The sequence below is a fragment of the Streptococcus oralis genome (assembly GCF_003942585.1).
Classification (GTDB): Bacteria; Bacillota; Bacilli; order Lactobacillales; family Streptococcaceae; genus Streptococcus; species Streptococcus oralis_BE.
In genome coordinates this window covers 288,914-310,441 of sequence record NZ_RJNK01000001.1, presented here as the reverse complement: position 1 = coordinate 310,441, position 21,528 = coordinate 288,914, and the positions used below count along the sequence as shown (strand labels likewise).

The 21,528-nt window shown below is 40.7% G+C and carries 18 protein-coding genes, 1 tRNA gene and 1 riboswitch; of the genes, 12 read left to right on the top strand and 7 right to left on the bottom strand.

Annotated elements, in window-relative coordinates; genetic code table 11:
* Positions 1-20: 20 nt before the first annotated feature.
* Together nrdE and nrdH are read right to left on the bottom strand one after the other, a co-directional pair.
* Positions 21-2,180 carry a class 1b ribonucleoside-diphosphate reductase subunit alpha gene (nrdE, locus tag D8862_RS01560; RefSeq protein ID WP_125448440.1) on the bottom strand — a complete coding sequence of 720 codons (2,160 nt, stop codon included), beginning with the start codon at positions 2,178-2,180 and terminating at the stop codon, positions 21-23.
* An 81-nt stretch (positions 2,181-2,261) separates the two neighbouring features.
* Positions 2,262-2,480 carry a glutaredoxin-like protein NrdH gene (gene nrdH, locus D8862_RS01555; protein WP_000259240.1) on the bottom strand — a complete coding sequence of 73 codons (219 nt, stop codon included), beginning with the start codon at positions 2,478-2,480 and terminating at the stop codon, positions 2,262-2,264.
* Between the two features lie 359 nt (positions 2,481-2,839).
* Here nrdH and D8862_RS01550 point away from each other — a divergent pair, with 359 nt between their 5' ends.
* The 5 genes from D8862_RS01550 to D8862_RS01530 all read left to right on the top strand — a co-directional run bounded on the left by D8862_RS01550 (position 2,840) and on the right by D8862_RS01530 (position 11,914).
* Complete coding sequence (locus D8862_RS01550) at positions 2,840-3,103, top strand: phosphocarrier protein HPr (RefSeq protein WP_000146948.1); 264 nt, start codon at positions 2,840-2,842, stop codon at positions 3,101-3,103.
* Positions 3,104-3,108: 5 nt separating this feature from the next.
* A complete protein-coding gene (ptsP, locus tag D8862_RS01545; RefSeq protein ID WP_125448439.1) occupies positions 3,109-4,842 on the top strand; it encodes a phosphoenolpyruvate--protein phosphotransferase in 1,734 nt (577 codons plus the stop codon).
* 257 nt (positions 4,843-5,099) lie between these two features.
* Positions 5,100-7,631 (top strand): pneumococcal-type histidine triad protein, encoded by a 2,532-nt coding sequence (locus tag D8862_RS01540; RefSeq protein ID WP_125448438.1) that lies wholly within the window; start codon positions 5,100-5,102, stop codon positions 7,629-7,631.
* A 196-nt stretch (positions 7,632-7,827) separates the two neighbouring features.
* Positions 7,828-8,745 carry a metal ABC transporter solute-binding protein, Zn/Mn family gene (locus D8862_RS01535; protein WP_125448437.1) on the top strand — a complete coding sequence of 306 codons (918 nt, stop codon included), beginning with the start codon at positions 7,828-7,830 and terminating at the stop codon, positions 8,743-8,745.
* 13 nt (positions 8,746-8,758) lie between these two features.
* A complete protein-coding gene (locus tag D8862_RS01530; protein WP_125448436.1) occupies positions 8,759-11,914 on the top strand; it encodes a pneumococcal-type histidine triad protein in 3,156 nt (1,051 codons plus the stop codon).
* A gap of 45 nt (positions 11,915-11,959) precedes the next feature.
* Here D8862_RS01530 and pepT read toward each other — a convergent pair whose 3' ends face one another.
* Positions 11,960-13,183 (bottom strand): peptidase T, encoded by a 1,224-nt coding sequence (pepT, locus tag D8862_RS01525; RefSeq protein ID WP_125448435.1) that lies wholly within the window; start codon positions 13,181-13,183, stop codon positions 11,960-11,962.
* 152 nt (positions 13,184-13,335) lie between these two features.
* Between pepT and hemH the strand changes: the two genes are divergently transcribed.
* Positions 13,336-14,430, top strand: coding sequence for a ferrochelatase (gene hemH, locus D8862_RS01520; protein WP_125448434.1), 1,095 nt, complete (start codon positions 13,336-13,338; stop codon positions 14,428-14,430).
* A 41-nt stretch (positions 14,431-14,471) separates the two neighbouring features.
* Here hemH and mscL read toward each other — a convergent pair whose 3' ends face one another.
* Together mscL and D8862_RS01510 are read right to left on the bottom strand one after the other, a co-directional pair.
* Positions 14,472-14,852, bottom strand: a complete 381-nt coding sequence (mscL, locus tag D8862_RS01515; protein WP_125448433.1) for a large conductance mechanosensitive channel protein MscL — start codon at positions 14,850-14,852, stop codon at positions 14,472-14,474.
* A gap of 84 nt (positions 14,853-14,936) precedes the next feature.
* Positions 14,937-15,368: a GtrA family protein gene (locus D8862_RS01510; protein WP_084976246.1), complete on the bottom strand. Its 432-nt coding sequence runs from the start codon at positions 15,366-15,368 to the stop codon at positions 14,937-14,939.
* Positions 15,369-15,396: 28 nt separating this feature from the next.
* Positions 15,397-15,493, top strand: a riboswitch (PreQ1 riboswitch).
* Between D8862_RS01510 and D8862_RS01505 the strand changes: the two genes are divergently transcribed.
* The 4 genes from D8862_RS01505 (at position 15,491) to dapA (ending at position 18,599) form a co-directional block, all read left to right on the top strand.
* Positions 15,491-16,000 (top strand): QueT transporter family protein, encoded by a 510-nt coding sequence (locus D8862_RS01505; protein WP_000737306.1) that lies wholly within the window; start codon positions 15,491-15,493, stop codon positions 15,998-16,000. (Overlaps the previous riboswitch by 3 nt.)
* Before the next feature lie 105 nt (positions 16,001-16,105).
* Positions 16,106-16,178, top strand: a tRNA-Thr gene (locus D8862_RS01500).
* Between the two features lie 357 nt (positions 16,179-16,535).
* Positions 16,536-17,612, top strand: a complete 1,077-nt coding sequence (locus D8862_RS01495) for an aspartate-semialdehyde dehydrogenase (protein ID WP_125448432.1) — start codon at positions 16,536-16,538, stop codon at positions 17,610-17,612.
* Between the two features lie 51 nt (positions 17,613-17,663).
* On the top strand, positions 17,664-18,599 hold the full coding sequence (dapA, locus tag D8862_RS01490; RefSeq protein ID WP_125448431.1) for a 4-hydroxy-tetrahydrodipicolinate synthase: 936 nt from the start codon (positions 17,664-17,666) through the stop codon (positions 18,597-18,599).
* A 43-nt stretch (positions 18,600-18,642) separates the two neighbouring features.
* On the opposite strand, the gene mnmE is transcribed toward dapA, so the two are convergent.
* Complete coding sequence (gene mnmE / locus D8862_RS01485; protein WP_125448430.1) at positions 18,643-20,016, bottom strand: tRNA uridine-5-carboxymethylaminomethyl(34) synthesis GTPase MnmE; 1,374 nt, start codon at positions 20,014-20,016, stop codon at positions 18,643-18,645.
* Between the two features lie 134 nt (positions 20,017-20,150).
* The gene (locus tag D8862_RS01480; protein WP_001117394.1) at positions 20,151-20,333 is read right to left on the bottom strand and encodes a 4-oxalocrotonate tautomerase; all 183 of its coding nucleotides are present in this window, start codon (positions 20,331-20,333) and stop codon (positions 20,151-20,153) included.
* Positions 20,334-20,455: 122 nt separating this feature from the next.
* On the opposite strand from D8862_RS01480, the gene D8862_RS01475 reads away from it, so the two are divergent.
* Both D8862_RS01475 and D8862_RS01470 read left to right on the top strand, forming a co-directional pair.
* Complete coding sequence (locus tag D8862_RS01475) at positions 20,456-21,055, top strand: thymidine kinase (protein WP_125448429.1); 600 nt, start codon at positions 20,456-20,458, stop codon at positions 21,053-21,055.
* Entirely contained in the window at positions 21,045-21,524 is a 480-nt protein-coding gene (locus tag D8862_RS01470; protein WP_125448428.1) for a GNAT family N-acetyltransferase, read from the top strand. Before D8862_RS01475 ends, D8862_RS01470 begins: the two co-directional genes overlap by 11 nt.
* Positions 21,525-21,528: the final 4 nt, after the last annotated feature.

The following is a 21,528-nucleotide window of genomic DNA, read 5'->3' as shown; positions in this document are numbered from 1 at the left end:
TTAGTTGGCTCCGATTAAAATTAAATCACACAGCTTTCACATTGGTTAGCACCAACTTCCCCACCGTCATCTGTAAAGGTACGGACGTAGTAGATAGACTTGATACCCTTGTTAAAGGCATAGTTACGAAGGATAGACAAGTCACGTGTCGTTTGTTTATTTTCCTTCTTCCATTCGTAAAGACCTTTTGGAATGTCGCTACGCATGAAGAGAGTGAGTGAAAGCCCTTGGTCCACGTGTTCAGTTGCAGCAGCGTAAACATCAATCACCTTACGCATATCCATGTCGTAAGCAGAAGTGTAGTAAGGGATAGTATCTGTTGACAAACCTGCAGCAGGGTAGTAGATTTTACCGATTTTCTTCTCTTGGCGTTCTTCGATACGTTGCGTAATCGGGTGGATAGAAGCAGAAACATCGTTGATGTAACTGATAGAACCATTTGGCGCTACAGCAAGGCGGTTTTGGTGATAAAGTCCATCTGCTTGAACCTTTTCGCGAAGTTCCGCCCAGTCAGCAGCGCTTGGAATAAAGACATCCTTAAAGAGTTCTTTAACACGGTCTGATTTTGGAATAAACTCGCCTGTCACATACTTGTCGAAGTAGCTACCGTTAGCATAGTCTGATTTTTCAAAGTTGTGGAAGGTTACACCACGCTCGCGAGCGATATTGTTTGATTCTACCAAGGTCCAGTAGTTCATAAGCATAAAGTAGATGCTTGTAAATTCAACTGACTCAGGTGATCCGTATTCGATGAGTTGTTGGGCAAGGTAACTATGAAGCCCCATGGCACCAAGACCAAAGGTGTGAGCCAAACTGTTTCCGTGGTCGATAGTAGGAACAGCTACGATGTGTGAACTATCTGTAACGAAAGTAAGGGCACGAACCATAGCGCGGATAGAACGACCAAAGTCAGGTGAAGTCATCATGTTGACCACGTTTGTTGATCCAAGGTTACATGAAACGTCTGTTCCCATTTGAAGGAATTCTTGAGCATCGTTGATCAAGCTTGGTTCTTGAACTTGAAGAATCTCAGAACACAAGTTACTCATGATAATCTTTCCATCAACAGGATTAGCGCGGTTAGCCGTATCAATGTTGACTACATAAGGATAGCCAGATTCTTGTTGTAATTTAGAGATTTCAGTTTCCAAATCACGTGCCTTGATTTTTGTCTTGCGGATGTTTGGATTTGCGACCAATTCATCGTATTTTTCAGTGATGTCGATATAGTTGAACGGCACACCATATTCAAGCTCTACAGAGTATGGGCTAAAGAGATACATTTCTTCATTTTTACGAGCCAATTCGTAGAATTTATCTGGTACCACTACACCAAGTGAAAGAGTCTTCACACGAACTTTTTCATCGGCATTTTCTTTCTTAGTAGAAAGGAAGGCGATGATGTCAGGGTGAAAGACGTTGAGGTAGACAACCCCAGCACCTTGACGTTGCCCGAGTTGGTTTGAGTAAGAGAAGCTGTCTTCAAAAAGCTTCATAACTGGTACGACACCAGAAGCAGCACCTTCATAACCTTTGATAGGAGCTCCGGCTTCACGAAGGTTGCTGAGGGAAATTCCCACACCACCACCAATACGTGAAAGTTGAAGAGCTGAGTTGATGGAACGTCCGATAGAGTTCATATCATCAGTCACCTGAATCAAGAAACAAGATACCAACTCCCCACGACGAGCACGTCCAGCATTCAAGAAGGAAGGAGTAGCAGGTTGGTAGCGTTGGTGGATGATTTCATTGGCAATATCAATCGCAACAGCTTCATTACCATCTGCGAAATAAAGTGCGTTAAAGAAGACGCGGTCTTCCATGCTTTCAAGGTAATATTCACCGTCATTAGTCTTCAAGGCGTATTGATTATAGAACTTATAGGCAGCCATGAAAGACTTGAATTGAAAGTTTTGATCCTTGATAAATTGAGACAATTCTTCCAAGAATTCTGGACGGTATTTCTTAATAAATGCTGTTTCAATGTAGTTGTGTTCAATGAGGTAGTTGATTTTATCAGTGATTGAATCAAAAACCATAGTGTTTGGAACTACATTTTCTTTAAAGAAAGCATCCAAGGCTTCTTTATCTTTATGAAGCATGATTTGTCCATTAACAGGACGGTTAATTTCGTTATTGAGACGGAAGTAGGTCACGTCCTCAAGATGTTTTAATCCCATAAAATTTCCTTTATCTAATTACAAAAGAAAGGCCTCTAAGTTAGCCCTAGAAGCGAGTTTCTTCTGGATGATGTACTAAGATTATGCTAATTGTTTCAGTTTTCCTGGTTGGAAGCCTGAAAAGACTTCAGTTGGTGTTTGGATAACAGGAGCTGCGCTGAAACCGAGCTCTTTAACTTGATCGATGTACTCAGGTTGCTCGTCGAGATTGATCTCACGATAGGCCACATTGTTGCTGTCCAAGAAACGTTTGGTCATTTTACATTGTACACAATTATTTTTAGAATAAACCGTTACCATTTTCGTAACTCCTCATAAAATTTGATTACTTTCTTAGTATATCAGAAAAAAAAACTTTGTCAAACTTTTTAAACTAAATCTTGTGCCTAAAAGTTACAGTTTTAAAAACCAAATACAAGATATAGTGGTTTTTAAAACATAAGCTTTGACTTTCATTGAACTATCAAAGTTTATTAAAACAAAAAACTATATCCTGTATGTTGGTAATTTATATAGAAGATTTTCAGCAAGTTATCTGAAAGGAAATTGAAGAAAGTCCATAAAACACTTGAAAAATTATCTTGAAGGTGATATAATACACTATTGTAAGGGTTATCACTTATAACTCAAATAGAAAACACTTAAAGGAGAGTCAAACTATGGCTTCTAAAGATTTCCACGTAGTGGCAGAAACAGGTATTCACGCACGTCCAGCAACATTGTTGGTTCAAACAGCTAGCAAATTTGCTTCAGATATCACTCTTGAGTACAAAGGTAAATCAGTAAACCTTAAATCTATCATGGGTGTTATGAGTCTTGGTGTTGGCCAAGGTGCTGACGTTACAATTTCAGCTGAAGGTGCAGATGCTGACGACGCAATCGCTGCTATCACTGAAACTATGGAAAAAGAAGGATTGGCATAAGGAAAATGACAGAAATGCTTAAAGGAATCGCAGCATCTGACGGTGTTGCAGTTGCAAAAGCATATCTACTCGTTCAACCGGATTTGTCATTTGAGACTGTTACAGTCGAAGATACAAACGCAGAAGAAGCTCGCCTTGATGCCGCTCTACAAGCATCACAAGACGAGCTTTCTGTTATTCGCGAGAAAGCAGTAGGTACGCTAGGGGAAGAAGCGGCTCAAGTTTTTGACGCTCACTTAATGGTTCTTGCTGACCCAGAAATGATTAGCCAAATCAAGGAAACAATCCGTGCGAAGAAAGTGAATGCAGAAGCAGGTTTGAAAGAAGTTACAGACATGTTTATCACTATCTTTGAAGGCATGGAAGATAACCCATACATGCAAGAACGTGCAGCGGATATCCGCGACGTGACAAAACGTGTATTGGCAAATCTCCTTGGTAAAAAATTGCCAAACCCAGCTTCCATCAATGAAGAAGTAATCGTCATTGCTCATGACTTGACTCCTTCTGATACAGCTCAATTGGACAAAAACTTTGTTAAAGCTTTTGTAACCAATATCGGTGGACGTACTAGCCACTCAGCTATCATGGCACGTACGCTTGAAATTGCTGCTGTATTGGGTACAAACAACATCACTGAAATCGTTAAAGATGGTGACATTCTTGCCGTTAACGGTATCACTGGTGAGGTTATTATCAACCCAACTGATGAACAAGCAATAGAATTTAAAGCAGCTGGTGAAGCTTATGCTCAACAAAAAGCTGAATGGGCACTTTTGAAAGATGCTAAAACAGTGACTGCTGATGGCAAACACTTCGAATTGGCTGCCAACATCGGTACTCCAAAAGACGTGGAAGGTGTCAATGACAACGGTGCAGAAGCTGTTGGTCTTTACCGTACAGAGTTCTTGTACATGGATTCTCAAGACTTCCCAACAGAAGACGAGCAGTATGAAGCTTACAAGGCTGTACTTGAAGGAATGAACGGTAAACCTGTTGTCGTTCGTACAATGGATATCGGTGGAGATAAGGAACTTCCTTACTTCGATATGCCTCACGAAATGAACCCATTCCTTGGATTCCGTGCCCTTCGTATCTCTATCTCTGAGACTGGAGATGCTATGTTCCGCACACAAATCCGTGCCCTTCTTCGTGCGTCTGTTCACGGTCAATTGCGTATCATGTTCCCAATGGTTGCGCTCTTGAAAGAATTCCGTGCAGCAAAATCGGTCTTTGACGAAGAAAAAGCAAACCTTCTTGCTGAAGGAGTTGCAGTTGCGGATAATATCCAAGTTGGTATCATGATTGAAATCCCAGCAGCAGCAATGCTTGCAGACCAATTTGCTAAAGAAGTTGACTTCTTCTCAATTGGTACAAACGACTTGATCCAATACACAATGGCAGCAGACCGTATGAACGAACAAGTTTCATACCTTTACCAACCATACAACCCATCAATCCTACGTTTGATTAACAATGTTATCAAAGCGGCTCATGCTGAAGGGAAATGGGCTGGTATGTGTGGTGAGATGGCTGGTGACCAACAAGCTGTTCCACTTCTTGTCGGAATGGGCTTGGATGAGTTCTCTATGTCAGCGACATCTGTACTTCGTACACGTAGCTTGATGAAGAAACTTGATACAGCTAAGATGGAAGAGTACGCAAACCGTGCCCTTACAGAATGCTCAACAATGGAAGAAGTTCTTGAACTTCAAAAAGAATACGTTAATTTTGATTAATCGAAAAATCCTTGCAACTCAGTTGCAGGGACTTTTTTTGATATTTTTAAAAGAATTTTCAAGCCAATCTTTCTTATATAAAGTCCAATCTTGAGAAAATTGTGGTCAGAATAAAAAAGTACTTAACTGGTTCATAAAATTCTTGACAAGCTGCAAATTTAGGAGTAAACTATTAACCAGTTAAGTAATAGAGAGGAGTTTCTGCAATTTAGAAATGAATTGCAAATAGAAATATCAAAAAAAGAAAGTGAGTTTCGATGAAAATTAATAAAAAATACCTTGCTGGTTCTGCGGTGGCTTTGATGTTAAGTCTTTGTACTTATGAGTTGGGACTGTATCAAGCCAGAACGGTCAAGGAAAATAATCGTGTTTCCTATATAGATGGAAAACAAGCAGCGCAAAAAACGGAGAATCTGACTCCTGATGAGGTTAGCAAGCGTGAAGGCATCAATGCGGAGCAAATTGTCATCAAGATAACTGACCAAGGCTATGTTACTTCACATGGCGACCACTATCATTATTACAATGGGAAGGTTCCTTATGATGCTATCATCAGTGAAGAGTTGCTGATGAAGGATCCAAACTACCAGCTCAAGGACGAGGATATTGTCAGTGAAATCAAGGGTGGTTATGTTATCAAGGTAGATGGAAAATACTATGTTTACCTTAAGGATGCAACCCATGCTGATAATGTCCGTACAAAAGAAGAAATCAATCGGCAAAAACAAGAACATAGTCAGCATCGTGAAAGAGGAACTTCAGCAAACGATGGTGCGGTAGCCTTGGCGCGTTCACAGGGACGCTACACCACAGATGATGGTTATATCTTTAATGCCTCTGATATCATTGAAGATACTGGTGATGCCTATATCGTTCCTCATGGCAATCACTTCCACTATATTCCTAAGAGTGACTTGTCTGCCAGCGAATTGGCTGCCGCAGAAGCCTTCCTATCTGGTAGAAGTGGCCAATCAAATACGCCTACTTATCGCCGTACCAATAACAACAGTGCTAGCAGCGATGTAGATAGATGGACCCCATCCTATAATAACCAAGGCAACAGCCATACGAACACAGCTAACAACAGTAGCGACGATAACCAAGCAAGTCAAAGTGATGAGGATATTGATGGCCTTCTGAAACAACTTTATGCCTTGCCACTCAGCCAACGACACGTAGAATCTGATGGCCTTGTCTTCGACCCAGCACAGATTACAAGTCGAACAGCTAGAGGAGTTGCTGTGCCTCATGGTAACCATTACCACTTTATCCCTTATGAACAAATGTCTGAATTGGAAGAGCGAATCGCTCGCATCATCCCGCTTCGCTATCGTTCGAACCATTGGGTGCCGGATTCAAGACCAGAAGAACCAAGTCCACAACTGACTCCAGAACCTAGTCCAAGTCCGCAACCTGCACCAAATCCTCAACCAGCTCCAAGCAATCCAATTGACGTAAAATTGGTCAAACAGGCGGTTCGAAAAGTAGCTGATGGCTATGTATTTGAGGAGAATGGAGCCTCACGTTATATTTCTGCCAAGGAACTTTCAGCAGAAACAGCAGCAGCCATTGATAGTAAACTAGCCAAGCAAGAAAGTTTGTCTCATAAACTCAGAGCTAAGAAAACCAACCTCCCATCTGGTGATCGAGAATTTTACAATAAGGCTTATGACTTGCTAGCAAGAATTCATCAAGACCTACTTGATAATAAAGGTCGCCAAGCTGATTTTGAGGCTTTGGATAAACTCTTGGAACGTCTCAATGATGCCTCAAGCGATAAAGTCAAGTTAGTGGATGATATTCTTGCCTTCCTAGCACCGATTCGTCATCCAGAACGTCTAGGAAAACCAAATGCACAAATTGCTTATACTGATGATGAGATTCAAGTAGCCAAGTTGGCAGGCAAGTATACAACAGAAGATGGCTATATCTTTGATCCTCGTGATATCACCAGTGATGAGGGGGATGCCTATGTAACTCCACATATGACCCATAGTCATTGGATTAAGAAAGATAGTTTGTCTGAAGCCGAAAGAGCGGCAGCCCAGGATTATGCTAAAGAGAAAGGTTTGACCCCTCCTTCTACTGACCATCAGGATTCAGGAAAAACTGAAGCTAAAGGAGCAGAAGCAATCTACAATCGAGTGAAAGCAGCTAAGAAGGTGCCACTTGATCGTATGCCTTACAATCTTCAACATACTGTGGAAGTCAAAAACGGTAGTTTAATCATTCCTCATTATGACCATTACCATAACATCAAATTTGAGTGGTTTGACGAAGGTCTTTATGAGGCTCCTAAGGGGTATAGTCTAGAAGATCTCTTTGCGACTGTCAAGTACTATGTCGAACATCCAAACGAACGTCCGCATTCAGATAGTGGTTGGGGAAATGCAAGTGACCATGTTCAAAGAAACCAAAATAGTCAAGCTGATAACAATCATACGGAAAAACCATCAGTGGAGAAACTTCGTACAGAAAAACCTGAGGAAGAAAAACCTCGCGAAGAGAAGCCTCAGAGTGAGAAACCAGAGTCTCCAAAACCAACAGAGGAACCTGAGGAAGAATCACCAGAGGAGCCAGAAGAAACTCAGGTTGAGACTGAAAAGGTTGAAGAAAAACTGAGAGAGGCTGAAGATTTACTTGCAAAAATCCAGGATCCAATTATCAAGTCTAATGCCAAAGAAACTCTCACAGGATTAAAGAATAACTTGCTATTTGGCGCCCAGGACAACAATACTATTATGGCAGAAGCTGAAAAATTATTGGCTTTGTTAAGGGAGAGTAAGTAGTTGTAGCAACATTTTCTAACTTCTAAAAACAGGATAGGAGAGCTAGAAAAGATAAAATCGAAAAATGAGAGCAGAATGTGAGTTCTAGTTCTCATTTTTTTCATGGAAATGTGCAAAATAACTTGACATATAATGTAAATAAAGATAAACTATTTACTAGTTAATTAAATGGTTAAATACTAGTTAAGGAGTAATGATGAAAAAAAGAGCATTTCTATTATTAATGACAGGTCTGTTGGTTCTTGTCTTAGGAGCATGTAGTCAAAAAGAAAAACAAGAAGCAAAAGGGATGAAGATTGTCACAAGTTTTTACCCAGTCTATGCCATGGTCAAAGAGGTATCAGGTGACTTGAATGATGTTCGGATGATTCAGTCAAGTAGTGGAATTCACTCATATGAACCTTCAGCAAATGATATTGCTGCCATTTATGATGCGAATGTCTTTGTCTACCACTCTCATACGCTCGAATCTTGGGCTGGAAGTTTAGATCCTAACTTGAAAAACTCAAAAGTTAAGGTTTTAGAAGCTTCTGAAGGAATGACATTGGAGCGTGTACCTGGCTTAGAAGATGTAGAAGCTGGTGACGGCATCGATGAAAAAACACTCTATGACCCTCACACTTGGTTAGATCCTGAAAAAGCAGGCGAAGAAGCGCAGATTATTGCGGATAAGTTGTCTGAATTAGATAGTTTTAATAAGGAAACATATCAAAAAAATGCCAAGAAATTTATCGCTAAAGCCCAAGAATTGACTAAGAAATACCAGCCTATTTTTGGAAAAGCGAGCCAAAAGACCTTTGTTACCCAACACACAGCCTTTTCATACCTCGCTAAACGCTTTGGTTTGAAACAACTTGGTATAGCTGGGATTTCCCCTGAACAAGAGCCAAGTCCGAGACAGTTGACAGAAATCCAAGAATTTGTCAAAACCTATAAGGTCAAAACAATTTTTACTGAAAGCAATGCTTCCTCTAAAGTAGCTGAAACCTTGGTCAAATCAACAGGAGTTAATCTAAAAACACTCAATCCTTTGGAAGCAGACCCCGAAAATGACAAAACTTACTTAGAAAATCTAGAAGAAAATATGAATGTTCTTGCAGAAGAATTAAAATGAGGAGATGATGAAAATGAAGAAGAAATACCTTGTAGCAGGATCGGCTCTTGTCCTTTCCCTAAGCCTTTGCATCTATGCACTGAACCAACACCAAGTAGAAGGAAACAAAGATAATAACCGTGTATCTTATGTTGATGGGAAGCAAGATTCCCAAAAAACAGAGACCCAGACACCAGATCAAGTTAGCAAAAAAGAAGATATTCAGGCTGAACAAATTGTTGTGAAAATTACCGATCAAGGTTATGTGACTTCACACGGTGATCATTTCCATTATTACAATGGTAAAGTTCCTTTTGACGCGATTTTCAGCGAAGAGCTTTTGATGAAAGATGACAATTATCAACTGAAAGACGCTGACATTGTCAACGAAATCAAAGGTGGTTATATTATCAAGGTGGATGGCAAGTATTATGTCTACCTTAAAGATGCGGCTCATGCTGATAACGTTCGTACGAAGGACGAAATTGAACGCCAAAAACAAGGTCATACTCATGATGCACCAACTTCTAACAGTACAGTGGCGCTTGCTCAATCTCAAGGTCGCTATACTACCGATGATGGCTACATCTTTAATCCATCTGATATTATAGAGGATACTGGTGATGCTTATATCGTTCCTCACGGCGGACATTACCACTACATTCCTAAGAGTTCCTTGTCTGCTAGCGAATTGGCTGCTGCCCAAGCTTACCTCTCTGGAACTAGAAAACAACCGAGTGTGACTGATTATCGTTCTCAATCTAATGAAAATAATAAAAATGCAACTATTTCTCAAGGAGATCAGGGAGAGGATATCCAAAATCTTCTAAGTCAACTCTATGCACTTCCGCGTGATCAACGATATACAGAGTCAGATGGTGTCATCTTCGATCCAACTAAAATTATTAGTAGAACCGCAAATGGAGTAGCGATTCCGCACGGAAATCACTATCATTTTATACCCTATACAAAACTCTCTGCATTAGAAGAAAAGATTGCTCGTATGGTTCAGTTGAGTGATGGTAATTCTACGTTTCCCCCATCTGTAAAAACAACTAAAGTTGGTCAGATGCTTTCGACTCCACTGTTTAACAGAGGGGCAGAAAATCATTCTCCAAATACAGGAACTTACTCAACAGATGATGGTTATGTCTTTAATTCAAATGATGTAGTGGAAGATACTGGGAACGCCTATATTGTGAGACACGGGAATCATTTCCATTACATCCCTAAGTCATCACTTACAACTGGACCTCAATCCTTGACAAATAATACCACAAGGCCTGTACCAGTAGCTCCTTCACATCATGATGAAGACCATAATCACGGTTTTGCAGCTGACCGAGTCATTAGTGAGGATGACAAAGGTTTTGTGATGTCTCACGGAGATCATAATCATTATTTCTTTAAGAAGGACTTAACTGAAGCCCAAATTAAAGCTGCCCAAGACCACTTGAAGGAAAATCATCAGGCTGAACCTGTTCAACCACTTGCCAAGACTGTGGAAAGTTTCTCAAGAGATGCTAGCGATGAAGAAAAAATCAAGTATATCTCACAGACCTACGGAGTACCGCTCGAAGCGATTCGCATTTCAAATGGATTCTTTGTCTTTGGAAATCCAGATCAAGCCTATGATCCAACCCATATCCATCCCTATGCTGTTCGAAAAGAACATGTTCGTATTCCTCTCCAAACTGGGAACCCAGAACTGGATTTCCTAAATGAACTTTATACGACTGCCCTACGTGATGGGGTGTCTCCTTATAGTTTACAGGTAGAAAGTGGTAGTTTTGTCATTCCTCACGGAGACCACAATCACTACATCAAAGTTCAAACTAAGGGCTATGAAGTGGCTTTGAAAAACAAGATTCCAGCCCTACAATCGACCTATCAACCTGGAGCATTTGATGAACAAACTGTTCTATCTAAAGTGGATCAACTTTTAGCAGATAGCAGAAGTCTCTACAAAGACCAGCCAATCATGCAGAGACGGGTTGAACTTGCTTTGGGGCAATTCACCGAAAATATGAAAAAACTGGCAACAAACTCAACTGCTGGATATCTAGCAGCCTTGGATCTCTTTGATAAACAGTATATCCATGTGGATCAAAGTGTGGCACCGGTTGAAACTTCACCTTTAGATAAGAAGTACCAAGCCCTTGTAGATAAGATCAATACATTGGATACAGATACTTATGGCTTGCCTAAGAAAGATCTTTTGGTACATTTGCAGGAAGCAAAACTAGCACAGGATGAGGCAGAGTTGGCTACCATTGAAGCAAAACTGCAAGCCTTGCAAGATTTCCGAGATCGGACAGGGGTTACAACAGTAGAGTACATCAAGTATTTCTATGAACATGTGTCTGATGGTCGTTTGAGAGAAGAACTTCGGAACCGTGTTGCCAAGTTGACTTGGGAACTTTACCAGTCACAATCTTTCCTAAAAGCAACCGACTTGAACAAGCTATTCCCAACTATTTACCAAACTAAGCTAGAAGTAGAAGAAGCTCTCAAAGAAGAACCCGTTTCTACAAAAGCTGGTAAGACTATTCTAGATACGGAAAAAGTAGATAGTCAAACTGCTAAGACCGCCATCTATGAATTCCTAAAAGAACTCTATGGTGATTTTATGCCAGAAGAGCGGGTTAGTCATGTTAAGAAGGAAGAAGTGGATGCTCTCCTAACTAAAGCTACTCAACTCCTAGCACGTGTCAAAGAAGATGGTGTCAAACAATCCCTAGCTGAAGAAGCAGCTAATATCAAAGTGGCTACTGAAAAGGAAAATTCAGACCTTGACGAAGCTAAAACACAACTTGAGGATCTTTTAAATCGTATTGCAGCGACTATCCAACGAGAGAAAAAAGAAGCAGAACAAGATCCACAAACCGTGATTATCTATCAAAAACTCTATAATGTCTTGCTCTCTCTTCACAAGTACTTAGAGGATAACAAAGGATCCGATGCTGACTTTGAACGTGTTGATGCCCTATTTGATCAACTCGCAGCCAAAAGCAGTGATAAAGAAGGTCTCCTCACTCTAGCTAAAGAAATCATTAGCTTGAACCAGGAACTCCGTTCAAAAGCAAGTGAAACTGATAGCCAATCTAAGTCTAAGAAAGACAGTGAAACAGCTGCTTCTCAAGCGCCAGAAAAGCAAGCGCAAAGTGAGTCTGAGCCAAGTGCTCAATAAAACGAATAAAAAGAAAGGCGAAGTAGCTGAGCTACCTCGTCTTTTTTAGTCTTTATAAGCTACAATGCCAATGATGGTATCCACCGCACGCTCCATAGTCTGAAGGCTAACGTATTCAAAACGTCCATGCATGTTTTCACCACCTGCAAAGATATTAGGAGTTGGGATACCCATAAAGGAAATCTTAGAGCCGTCTGTCCCACCACGAATTGGTTCGATAATAGGCGTGATACCTAGATCTTCCATAACAGCCTTAGCAATAGTAATAGGCGTCATGTCTTTCTCAATGACTTCTTTCATATTGTAGTACTGGTCTGTCAGAGTCAAGGTAACACGATTACTACCAAGCTCTTGATTCATCTTGTCAGCAATGTTCTGCATGGCTTCCTTACGAGCTTCAAAGGCATCTTTTTCAAAGTCGCGAATGATATAGCTTGCACGCGCTTCCTCTACATTACCTGACACATCCATGAGATGATAGAAACCTTGGTAACCATCTGTAAGCTCTGGTCGGTCATTCTCAGGAAGTTGATTATGAAAATCAATCGCCAGCTGAAGGGCATTGACCATCTGTCCTTTGGCGGTACCAGGGTGGACATTACGTCCTTGGAAATGAAGCTCAGCACCAGCTGCTGAGAAAGTCTCGTACTGAAGTTCCCCTAGTGGGCCTCCATCAACAGTGTAGGCAAAGTCAACATCAAAGTCATCTGCATCAAACTTATTAGCACCGACACCGATTTCTTCATCCGGTCCAAAACCAACACGAATTTCACAATGTTTGATTTCAGGATGAGCAGTCAAGTATTCGATAGCGGTCATAATCTCAGCAATTCCTGATTTGTCATCAGCGCCAAGTAAGGTTGTGCCGTCAGTTGTGATAAGCGTTTGGCCATGATATTTTTCAAGACTCTTGAAATCAGCAGGATCTAGTTTAAAACCAGAAGTACCTAAGTCGATAACCCCACCATCATAGTTTTCGATAACTTGTGGCTTCACACCTTCAGCATTAAAATCAGCAGTATCCATGTGGGAGATGAAGCCAATTTTGCGAGTGAGTTTTGGATCATTAGCTGGTAAGGTTCCAATAGCAAAACCATTTGGCAGGTAGTAGACGTTTTCTAGACCAACACGTTTCATTTCAGGAATAAGAACGTTGGTCGCAAAATCTACTTGGCTTTGCGTACTTGGAGTAGTAGTAGAGTGTTCATCAGAACGCGTATTGACCTTAACGTAGGTCAAGAAACGATCTAAAAGGTTGGGATAAGTCATAAAAACTCCTTTAATATCATTTTTTTCATTGTATCATAGAATGGAGAGAAAGACAAAGAGAAGTAAATAAAAATAAAATGAATGAAAGCGTTTATTTATTATATATTTCATGGTAGAATGGTAATTGAAAAAAACATCACAAGGACATATCAATGAAAAAAGCAATTTTAATGATGACATTCGGTTCGCCAGAAGAGATCACCTTTGAGAGTGTAGCAGATTTTTTTACCAATATTCGTCGTGGAATCAGACCCCAGGATCACGAGATTCAGACCCTCTATGACAACTATGTTCGTATTGGTGGTACGCCCCTGCAGAGGATTACACGTGATGAGGTCAGTTTAGTCAAGGAACGGTTAGGAGAAGAGTATGGCATCTACTTTGCTAACAAATTTTCTCGGCCCTTTATCCCTGATGTGATCAAGCAGATGGAGGCTGATGGTGTTGAAGAATGTATCTGCTTGATTTTGGAACCTCATTATTCCTTCTACTCGGTTATGGGGTATGAAAAGTTTCTGGAAAGCCAGCAGATCCGATTTTTAGTCATTAAGGACTGGTATAAAGAACAGTCTTTACTGGACTACTGGACAGATGAGGTTGGTAAAATCTTGAGAGACGAAGTGGGAGGGGAGCCCTTCAAGGTGATCTTCTCAGCCCATAGTGTTCCAATTTTTGCCTTAGACTTTGGAGATCCTTATATCGATCAGATTTTTGATAATAGCAAGTTGATAGCAGAGCAACTCAGCTTAACCGCAGATCAGTATACCAATACTTGGCAGAGCGAGAGTGATATTGGAATCCCTTGGATCAAGCCAGATGTACTCGAGTATTTGAGAGAACAGAAACAACATCCAGAGCATTATATCTTTGTCCCAATTAGCTTTATCAGTGAGCATATTGAAGTTCTTTTTGATAACGATGTAGAATGTTATGAATTATGTCAAGAATTAGGTGTAACCTACCATCGACCACCTATGCCAAACACAGATTCCCGTTTAATTGACGCTTTAGTTGCTACTGTAAGAGCCAATGAACAAAAAGAATTTAAGGAATTTCTCCCAGAAGAAGAAACCTTTGATGAGTTAGCACCTTCAGCAACTACAAAGGACATCATGGAGGAGACAGACGACCTTCAGATGCCAGAATTTGTGAAAAAACTCATTGAGAAAAAAGGTCGTGAAAATGTGAAGATGCCTTACTTGATTAAGAAAATGCTAGAAAAGGCTGGTAAGTTGCCGAAAGACTAAAGAAAAAAGGATTTAGCATGAAGCTAGATCCTTTAATTGTCTTATTTCTTCTCAAGAAGGGCTTTGATTTCTTGAAGAACTTCAAGTTCGGTTGGAGCAGCTGGAGCTTCCTCAGCAGCTTCTTCCTTCTTAGTAAGGTTTTGAGCTTTTTCAACAGCTTTGATAACGAAGAAAAGAACAGTACCAATCACTAAGAAGTTGATAACAGCACTCAAGAAGCTACCATATCCAACACCATTCCATGAAAGTTCAGCGATGCGTTCAACGTTCGCCGCTTTCAAAGCTGGGTTCAAGATAAGTGGAGTGATGATATCGTTAACGAGTGAAGTTACGATAGCACCAAAAGCAGAGGCGATGATCACACCGACAGCGAGGTCAACGACATTGCCACGAAGCAAAAATTCTTTAAGATCTTTTAACATTTTCATAATTTCCTTTCAAAAACTAATCTTAATTGTACCTGAAATACCTAAATATTGCAACCTGAATGCTTAATGACATCCATTTCATTTATAAAAAACGTATACTTTACTAAAAATATAGTTAAGAATGATAATCAAAACCTGCGCAATTAGCGTTTCGATGGCATTAACCTGATCTAGTTGATCATTGACAAATTGCCCGATAATATCGGGATAAGATGTAACAAAGATATAAGTTAAAAGAACGTCAAGACCAAGAGTAGAGAGACGAGCTAAGAAAAACTTAGCCAGGCGAGTCGGCCAATTCCTTCTCTCTTGTTTAAAGACGATGATGTCATTTGTGATAAAAGCAAAGAGAATAGCGATAATATTTGCGAGTGCGGTTGCTAGGATTTCCTGGTGACTGATATGGTAGACAAACAAACGTGATAGGATAGATACTAGAGTAGTAGCACCACCGAAAAATAAGTAGGATAGGATTTCATTATCAAAGAAAGCTTTTATTTGATTTTTCATGATTTTAGTATAGCATAAAGCTGGCTATTGTGCTATACTGGTAAGGTTGATTCAATCAACCCTTGGTGCTTAGCTTCTTTCACCAAGCATATTTTACGCGGGAAACCGCTAAAGGAGAAAACATGAAAAAATTAACTGTTCGTGACATGGCAGATATCGCTATTGTCGCTGCTATCTATGTGGTTTTGACCATCACCCCACCCCTTAATGCCATTAGCTACGGTGCCTACCAGTTCCGTATTTCAGAGATGATGAATTTCTTGGCATTTTATAACCCTAAATATATCATCGGTGTGACGATTGGATGTATGATTGCTAATTTCTTTAGCTTTGGTCTAATAGATGTCTTTGTTGGTGGAGGTTCTACCCTAGTTTTCCTAAGTCTAGGTGTATGGCTTTTTAGCAAGTACAAGAAAGACTATCTGTTCAATGGTTTGATTCGTAAAGATCATTTCTTCTTTTCAATCCTCTTCTCCATTTCAATGATTACCATTGCAGCTGAACTTCATATCGTTGCAGAGGCTCCATTCTTCTTTACATGGTTCTCTACTGGAATTGGTGAGTTTGCATCACTTATCGTAGGTGCGATTTTGATCAATAAACTGGGACAGCGAATCGATCTAACAAAATAAGAAGTCTATAAGCTAGATACTTGCCAAATCTAGCTTTTTTCATTCCATAAAATTAAAAGAGAGCGCTTGACAAGAACATAGAACTATAGTATACTTTTTAGGTAAGCTGATTTAGCTCAGTTGGCAGAGCGCATCCATGGTAAGGATGAGGTCGCCGGTTCAATCCCGGCAATTAGCATGATAGAAACAAAATGACCTTGGGAGACCAAGGTTTTTCTTATACTTCTGTGGAAATGAAGCTAAAGAGTTTTGGCTATTGACAAAAGTGACTCTATCTAGTAGAATAGTAGGTGCGATGAGTCGATAGGTAGTCTTCGGACTACTATTGAGCATAAGGAGGTCGTAACGCAGGAGCGGACCTTGATGAGTTGTGTGAACCTGCTCATCACATGAAGATGCCTCTTAGTCCCTGGTCAATGACTAGGGATTTTTAATTTTCAGAAAATAGAACCCAAAAATGCTTTTCAATTTTTGGAAAAAGTAGTATAATACATCTATTATAGAAATTTTTAGAAAATTCCGAAAGAGGTTATTTATGGGATATACAGTTGCTGTAGTCGGCGCGACAGGTGCTGTCGGAGCTCAAATGATAAAAATGTTGGAAGAATCAATACTTCCAATCGATAAAATTCGTTACCTTGCTTCTGCACGTTCAGCAGGCAAAACTTTGAAATTTAAAGACCAAGATATTACGATTGAAGAAACAACTGAGACAGCTTTTGAGGGTGTTGATATTGCTCTCTTCTCAGCTGGTGGTTCGACATCTGCTAAGTATGCTCCCTACGCAGTTAAGGCTGGTGCAGTAGTGGTTGATAACACATCTTACTTCCGTCAAAACCCAGATGTTCCTTTGGTTGTTCCAGAGGTCAATGCTCACGCACTTGATGCCCACAACGGGATCATTGCCTGCCCGAACTGTTCAACAATCCAAATGATGGTGGCTCTTGAGCCGGTCCGCCAAAAATGGGGCTTGGACCGTATCATCGTTTCAACTTATCAAGCCGTTTCAGGTGCTGGTATGGGAGCGATTCTTGAAACACAACGTGAACTTCGTGAAGTCTTGAATGACGGTGTGAACCCACGTGATTTGCATGCGGAAATCTTGCCTTCAGGTGGTGATAAGAAACACTATCCTATCGCCTTTAACGCTCTTCCACAAATCGATGTCTTCACTGACAATGACTACACTTACGAAGAGATGAAGATGACCAAGGAAACTAAGAAAATCATGGAAGATGACAGCATTGCAGTATCTGCAACATGTGTGCGTATTCCAGTCTTATCAGCTCACTCTGAGTCTGTTTACATCGAAACAAAAGAAGTGGCCCCTATTGAGGAAGTGAAAGCAGCTATTGCAGCCTTCCCAGGTGCAGTTCTGGAGGATGATGTGGCTAACCAAGTCTACCCACAAGCCATCAATGCTGTTGGTTCACGTGATACCTTTGTTGGACGTATCCGTAAAGACTTGGATGCTGAAAAAGGAATCCATATGTGGGTTGTTTCAGATAACCTCCTCAAAGGTGCTGCTTGGAACTCTGTACAGATTGCAGAAACGCTCCACGAACGTGGATTGGTTCGTCCAACAGCTGAGCTGAAATTTGAGTTGAAATAATGGTTTAGGAGTTCGGATGAACTCCTTCTTTGAAATAGAGAGGTGTTTCTCATGTCTTACCAAGAACTAAAAGAATGTAAAATCATTACAGCCTTCATTACTCCTTTCCATGAGGATGGTTCCATCAACTTTGATGCTATCCCAGCCTTGATTGAGCATTTATTGGCCCATCATACAGACGGCATTCTTCTTGCAGGGACGACTGCTGAGAGTCCGACCTTGACTCACGATGAAGAGTTGCAACTCTTCGCGGCCGTGCAAAAGGTTGTCAATGGACGTGTTCCTTTGATTGCGGGTGTAGGGACCAATGATACACGTGACTCTATCGAGTTTGTCAAAGAGGTAGCTGTGTTCGGTGGATTTGCTGCAGGACTTGCAATCGTACCATACTATAACAAACCATCACAAGAAGGGATGTACCAGCACTTTAAGGCTATTGCTGATGCCTCAGATTTGCCGATTATCATTTATAACATTCCAGGACGTGTGGTTGTCGAGTTGACTCCGGAGACCATGCTTCGTTTGGCTGATCATCCAAATATCATAGGTGTCAAAGAATGTACCAGCTTGGCAAATATGGCTTACTTGATTGAGCACAAGCCAGAAGAATTCTTGATTTATACTGGTGAAGATGGTGATGCCTTCCATGCCATGAACTTGGGAGCTGACGGTGTCATTTCTGTTGCCTCTCATACAAACGGAGATGAGATGTACGAAATGTTTACTGCCATTGCAGAAAGCGATATGAAGAAAGCTGCAGCTATTCAGCGTAAATTCATTCCTAAAGTCAATGCCCTCTTCTCTTATCCAAGTCCTGCTCCTATTAAGGCGGTTCTTAACTATATGGGATTTGAAGCTGGACCAACTCGTCTACCTCTAGTTCCAGCACCAGAAGAAGATGCCAAACGCATTATCAAGGTTGTTATAGATGGCGACTACGAAGCAACTAAGGCAACCGTAACAGGAGTCTTAAGACCAGATTATTAATAAAGACAATAAAATCCATGACCGCAAGGGATCATGGATTGATTTATTTTCCTAAACAGAACTGGCTAAAGAGTTGGGTAATAAGTTCATCTGGAGCAGCATCACCTGTGATTTCTCCAAGGATCTCCCAAGTACGGGTCAAGTCAACTTGGAGAAGGTCGACTGGCATCCCAAGTTCTAGTCCTTCATTAACTGCTTGCAAGCTTTCAACAGCCTTCTCAATCAAGGAAATATGACGGGCGTTGGACAGGTAAGTTGCATCTTGCTCGACTAAACCAGCATTTTCAAAGAAGAGGTTGTTAATGCGTTCTTCAATCTTATCAATGTTTTGATTTTTAAGAACTGAGATACGAATGACATCTTCTGGAAGTTCGGAAGTTTCAATCGCTTCAGGCAGGTCAGTTTTATTGAGTAGAATAATGCGGTTGGTATCCTGACTGATTTCTAAGAGTTGACGATCTTGGGCGGTCAGTGGTTCACTAGCATTTAGGACTAGTAGTACTAGGTCAGCTTCCTTGAGGGCTTTTCTCGAACGCTCGACACCGATTTGCTCCACGATATCATCTGTTTCACGAATTCCAGCTGTATCAATCAATTTGAGAGGAACACCATTGATATTGATGTATTCTTCGATGACATCGCGTGTCGTACCAGCGATGTCAGTTACGATAGCCTTGTCCTCACGCAAGAGGTTGTTGAGAAGGCTGGATTTTCCAACGTTGGGACGGCCGATGATGGCAGTGGAAATTCCTTCACGAAGAATTTTACCACGACGAGCTGTTCTAAGGAGGTTGGTCAAGAGTTGTTCAAATTCCTTAGTCTTTTCTCGGACAACGGCAGTAGTGGCTTCCTCAACATCGTCATACTCAGGATAGTCAATATTGACCTCAATTTGCGCAAGTGTATTGAGGATTTCTTGCCGAGTATTGTTAATGAGATCAGAAAGAGAACCGTCCAATTGTTTGACGGCGATATTCATTGCCTTGTCAGTCTTAGCGCGGATGATGTCCATTACCGCCTCAGCTTGCGTTAAATCCACACGACCGTTTAAAAAGGCGCGCTTGGTAAATTCACCAGGTTCTGCCAATCGAGCTCCTTCACGGATAGCTAGCTGGAGAATCTCATTGGTCACCGCAATCCCACCGTGGGTGTTAATCTCGATAATATCCTCACGAGTGAAGGTCTTTGGAGACTTCATGGCCCCAACCATAACCTCGTCCATGACCTTACCAGTTAGAGGATCAACAATGTGACCGTAGTTGAGAGTATGGCTTGCAACCTTGCTCAAGTCTTTTCCTTTGAAAATCTTTTGCGCAATGGCAAAACTGTCAGTTCCGCTCAAACGGACAATACCAATAGCCCCTTCACCTAGTGGAGTAGAGATAGCAGCGATGGTATCAAATTCACGTGTAATCATACTAATTCCTTTTGTATTTCTTTTCTTAGGATATGTATCCAAGCATCTCTTCAAATTGTAACAAAATTAGACTATTTCTTCAACGGATGCTACTTGGAGATTGAAAAAGCCTAAGCAATTCTGCTTAAGCTAGTTTATTTGGTGCGCATTTCACCTTGTGGGAAGTAAGTTCCTTCTGGCATGTCGTTGATGATGACATGGACAGCAGATTGAGGTGCTCCAGTATTGCGGACAACAGCTTCCGTTACTTCCTTAGCAAGAGCTTTCTTTTGATCAAGCGTGCGTCCTTCAAATAAATCGATGCGTACAAATGGCATAATAGATTCCTCCACTAGTTTTTGATTTCTTCTATTTTACCACATTTTGCCGTTTAAAGCTTTAGAAAATTATGATATACTAGAATGTAGCAAAAATTTAGAAATGGACGTGAAATAGAAGCATGGCACAGTTGTATTATCGTTATGGGACCATGAACTCTGGTAAGACGATTGAGATTCTCAAGGTGGCCTATAACTATGAGGAGCAAGGAAAGGGAGTTGTGATTATGACTTCGGCTCTGGATACGCGTGACGGTGTTGGCTATGTATCCAGTCGGATTGGTATGAAACGTCCAGCCATTGCGATTGAGGAAACGACGGATATCTTCGGCTATATCCGAGACTTACCTGAAAAACCTTACTGTGTGTTGGTCGATGAGGCCCAGTTTCTCAAGCGTTACCATGTTTACGACCTAGCTCGTGTTGTTGATGAGCTAGACATACCCGTCATGGCATTTGGTTTAAAAAATGACTTTCGTAATGAATTATTTGAAGGTTCCAAATATCTCTTGCTTTTAGCAGACAAGATTGACGAAATCAAGACCATTTGTCAGTATTGCAAGAAAAAGGCGACCATGGTATTACGAACTCAGGATGGTATGCCAGTCTATGATGGTGAACAAATCCAGATTGGTGGTAATGAAACCTATATCTCAGTCTGCCGTAAACATTATTTTGCGCCAATGATAACATCTAACAAGGAGCACAACTATGACAATTGAACTAAGAGATGTTACAATGGAAAATTATTTTGATGTTTTGAATTTGGATGTCAAGGAATATCAAAAACAATTCATTGCAACCAACGCAATTAGTTTAGCTGAAGCATATGTCTACACTAAAAATGGAGATTTTGTAGCTCCATTGGCAGTTTATGGTAAGGATGCAATTATAGGTTTTGTGATGATAGCTTATGATAAAAAGATCGGAATTAGTAGTGGAAATTATTTACTATTTCGTTTTATGATTGATAAGAATTTTCAAAATCAAGGATATTTTAAACCAATTATGGATAAAGTGCTGGACTATGTTCGGACAGCGCCAGCAGGTTTAGGCAATAAACTTTGGTTGTCTTATGAACCAGAAAATGAACATGCAAGATCTTGTTACCTCAGTTATGGATTTAAAGAAACTGGGGAAATATTTGAGAACGAAGTAGTAGCAATCTATGATTTAACAATTGAGAACTAAGGAG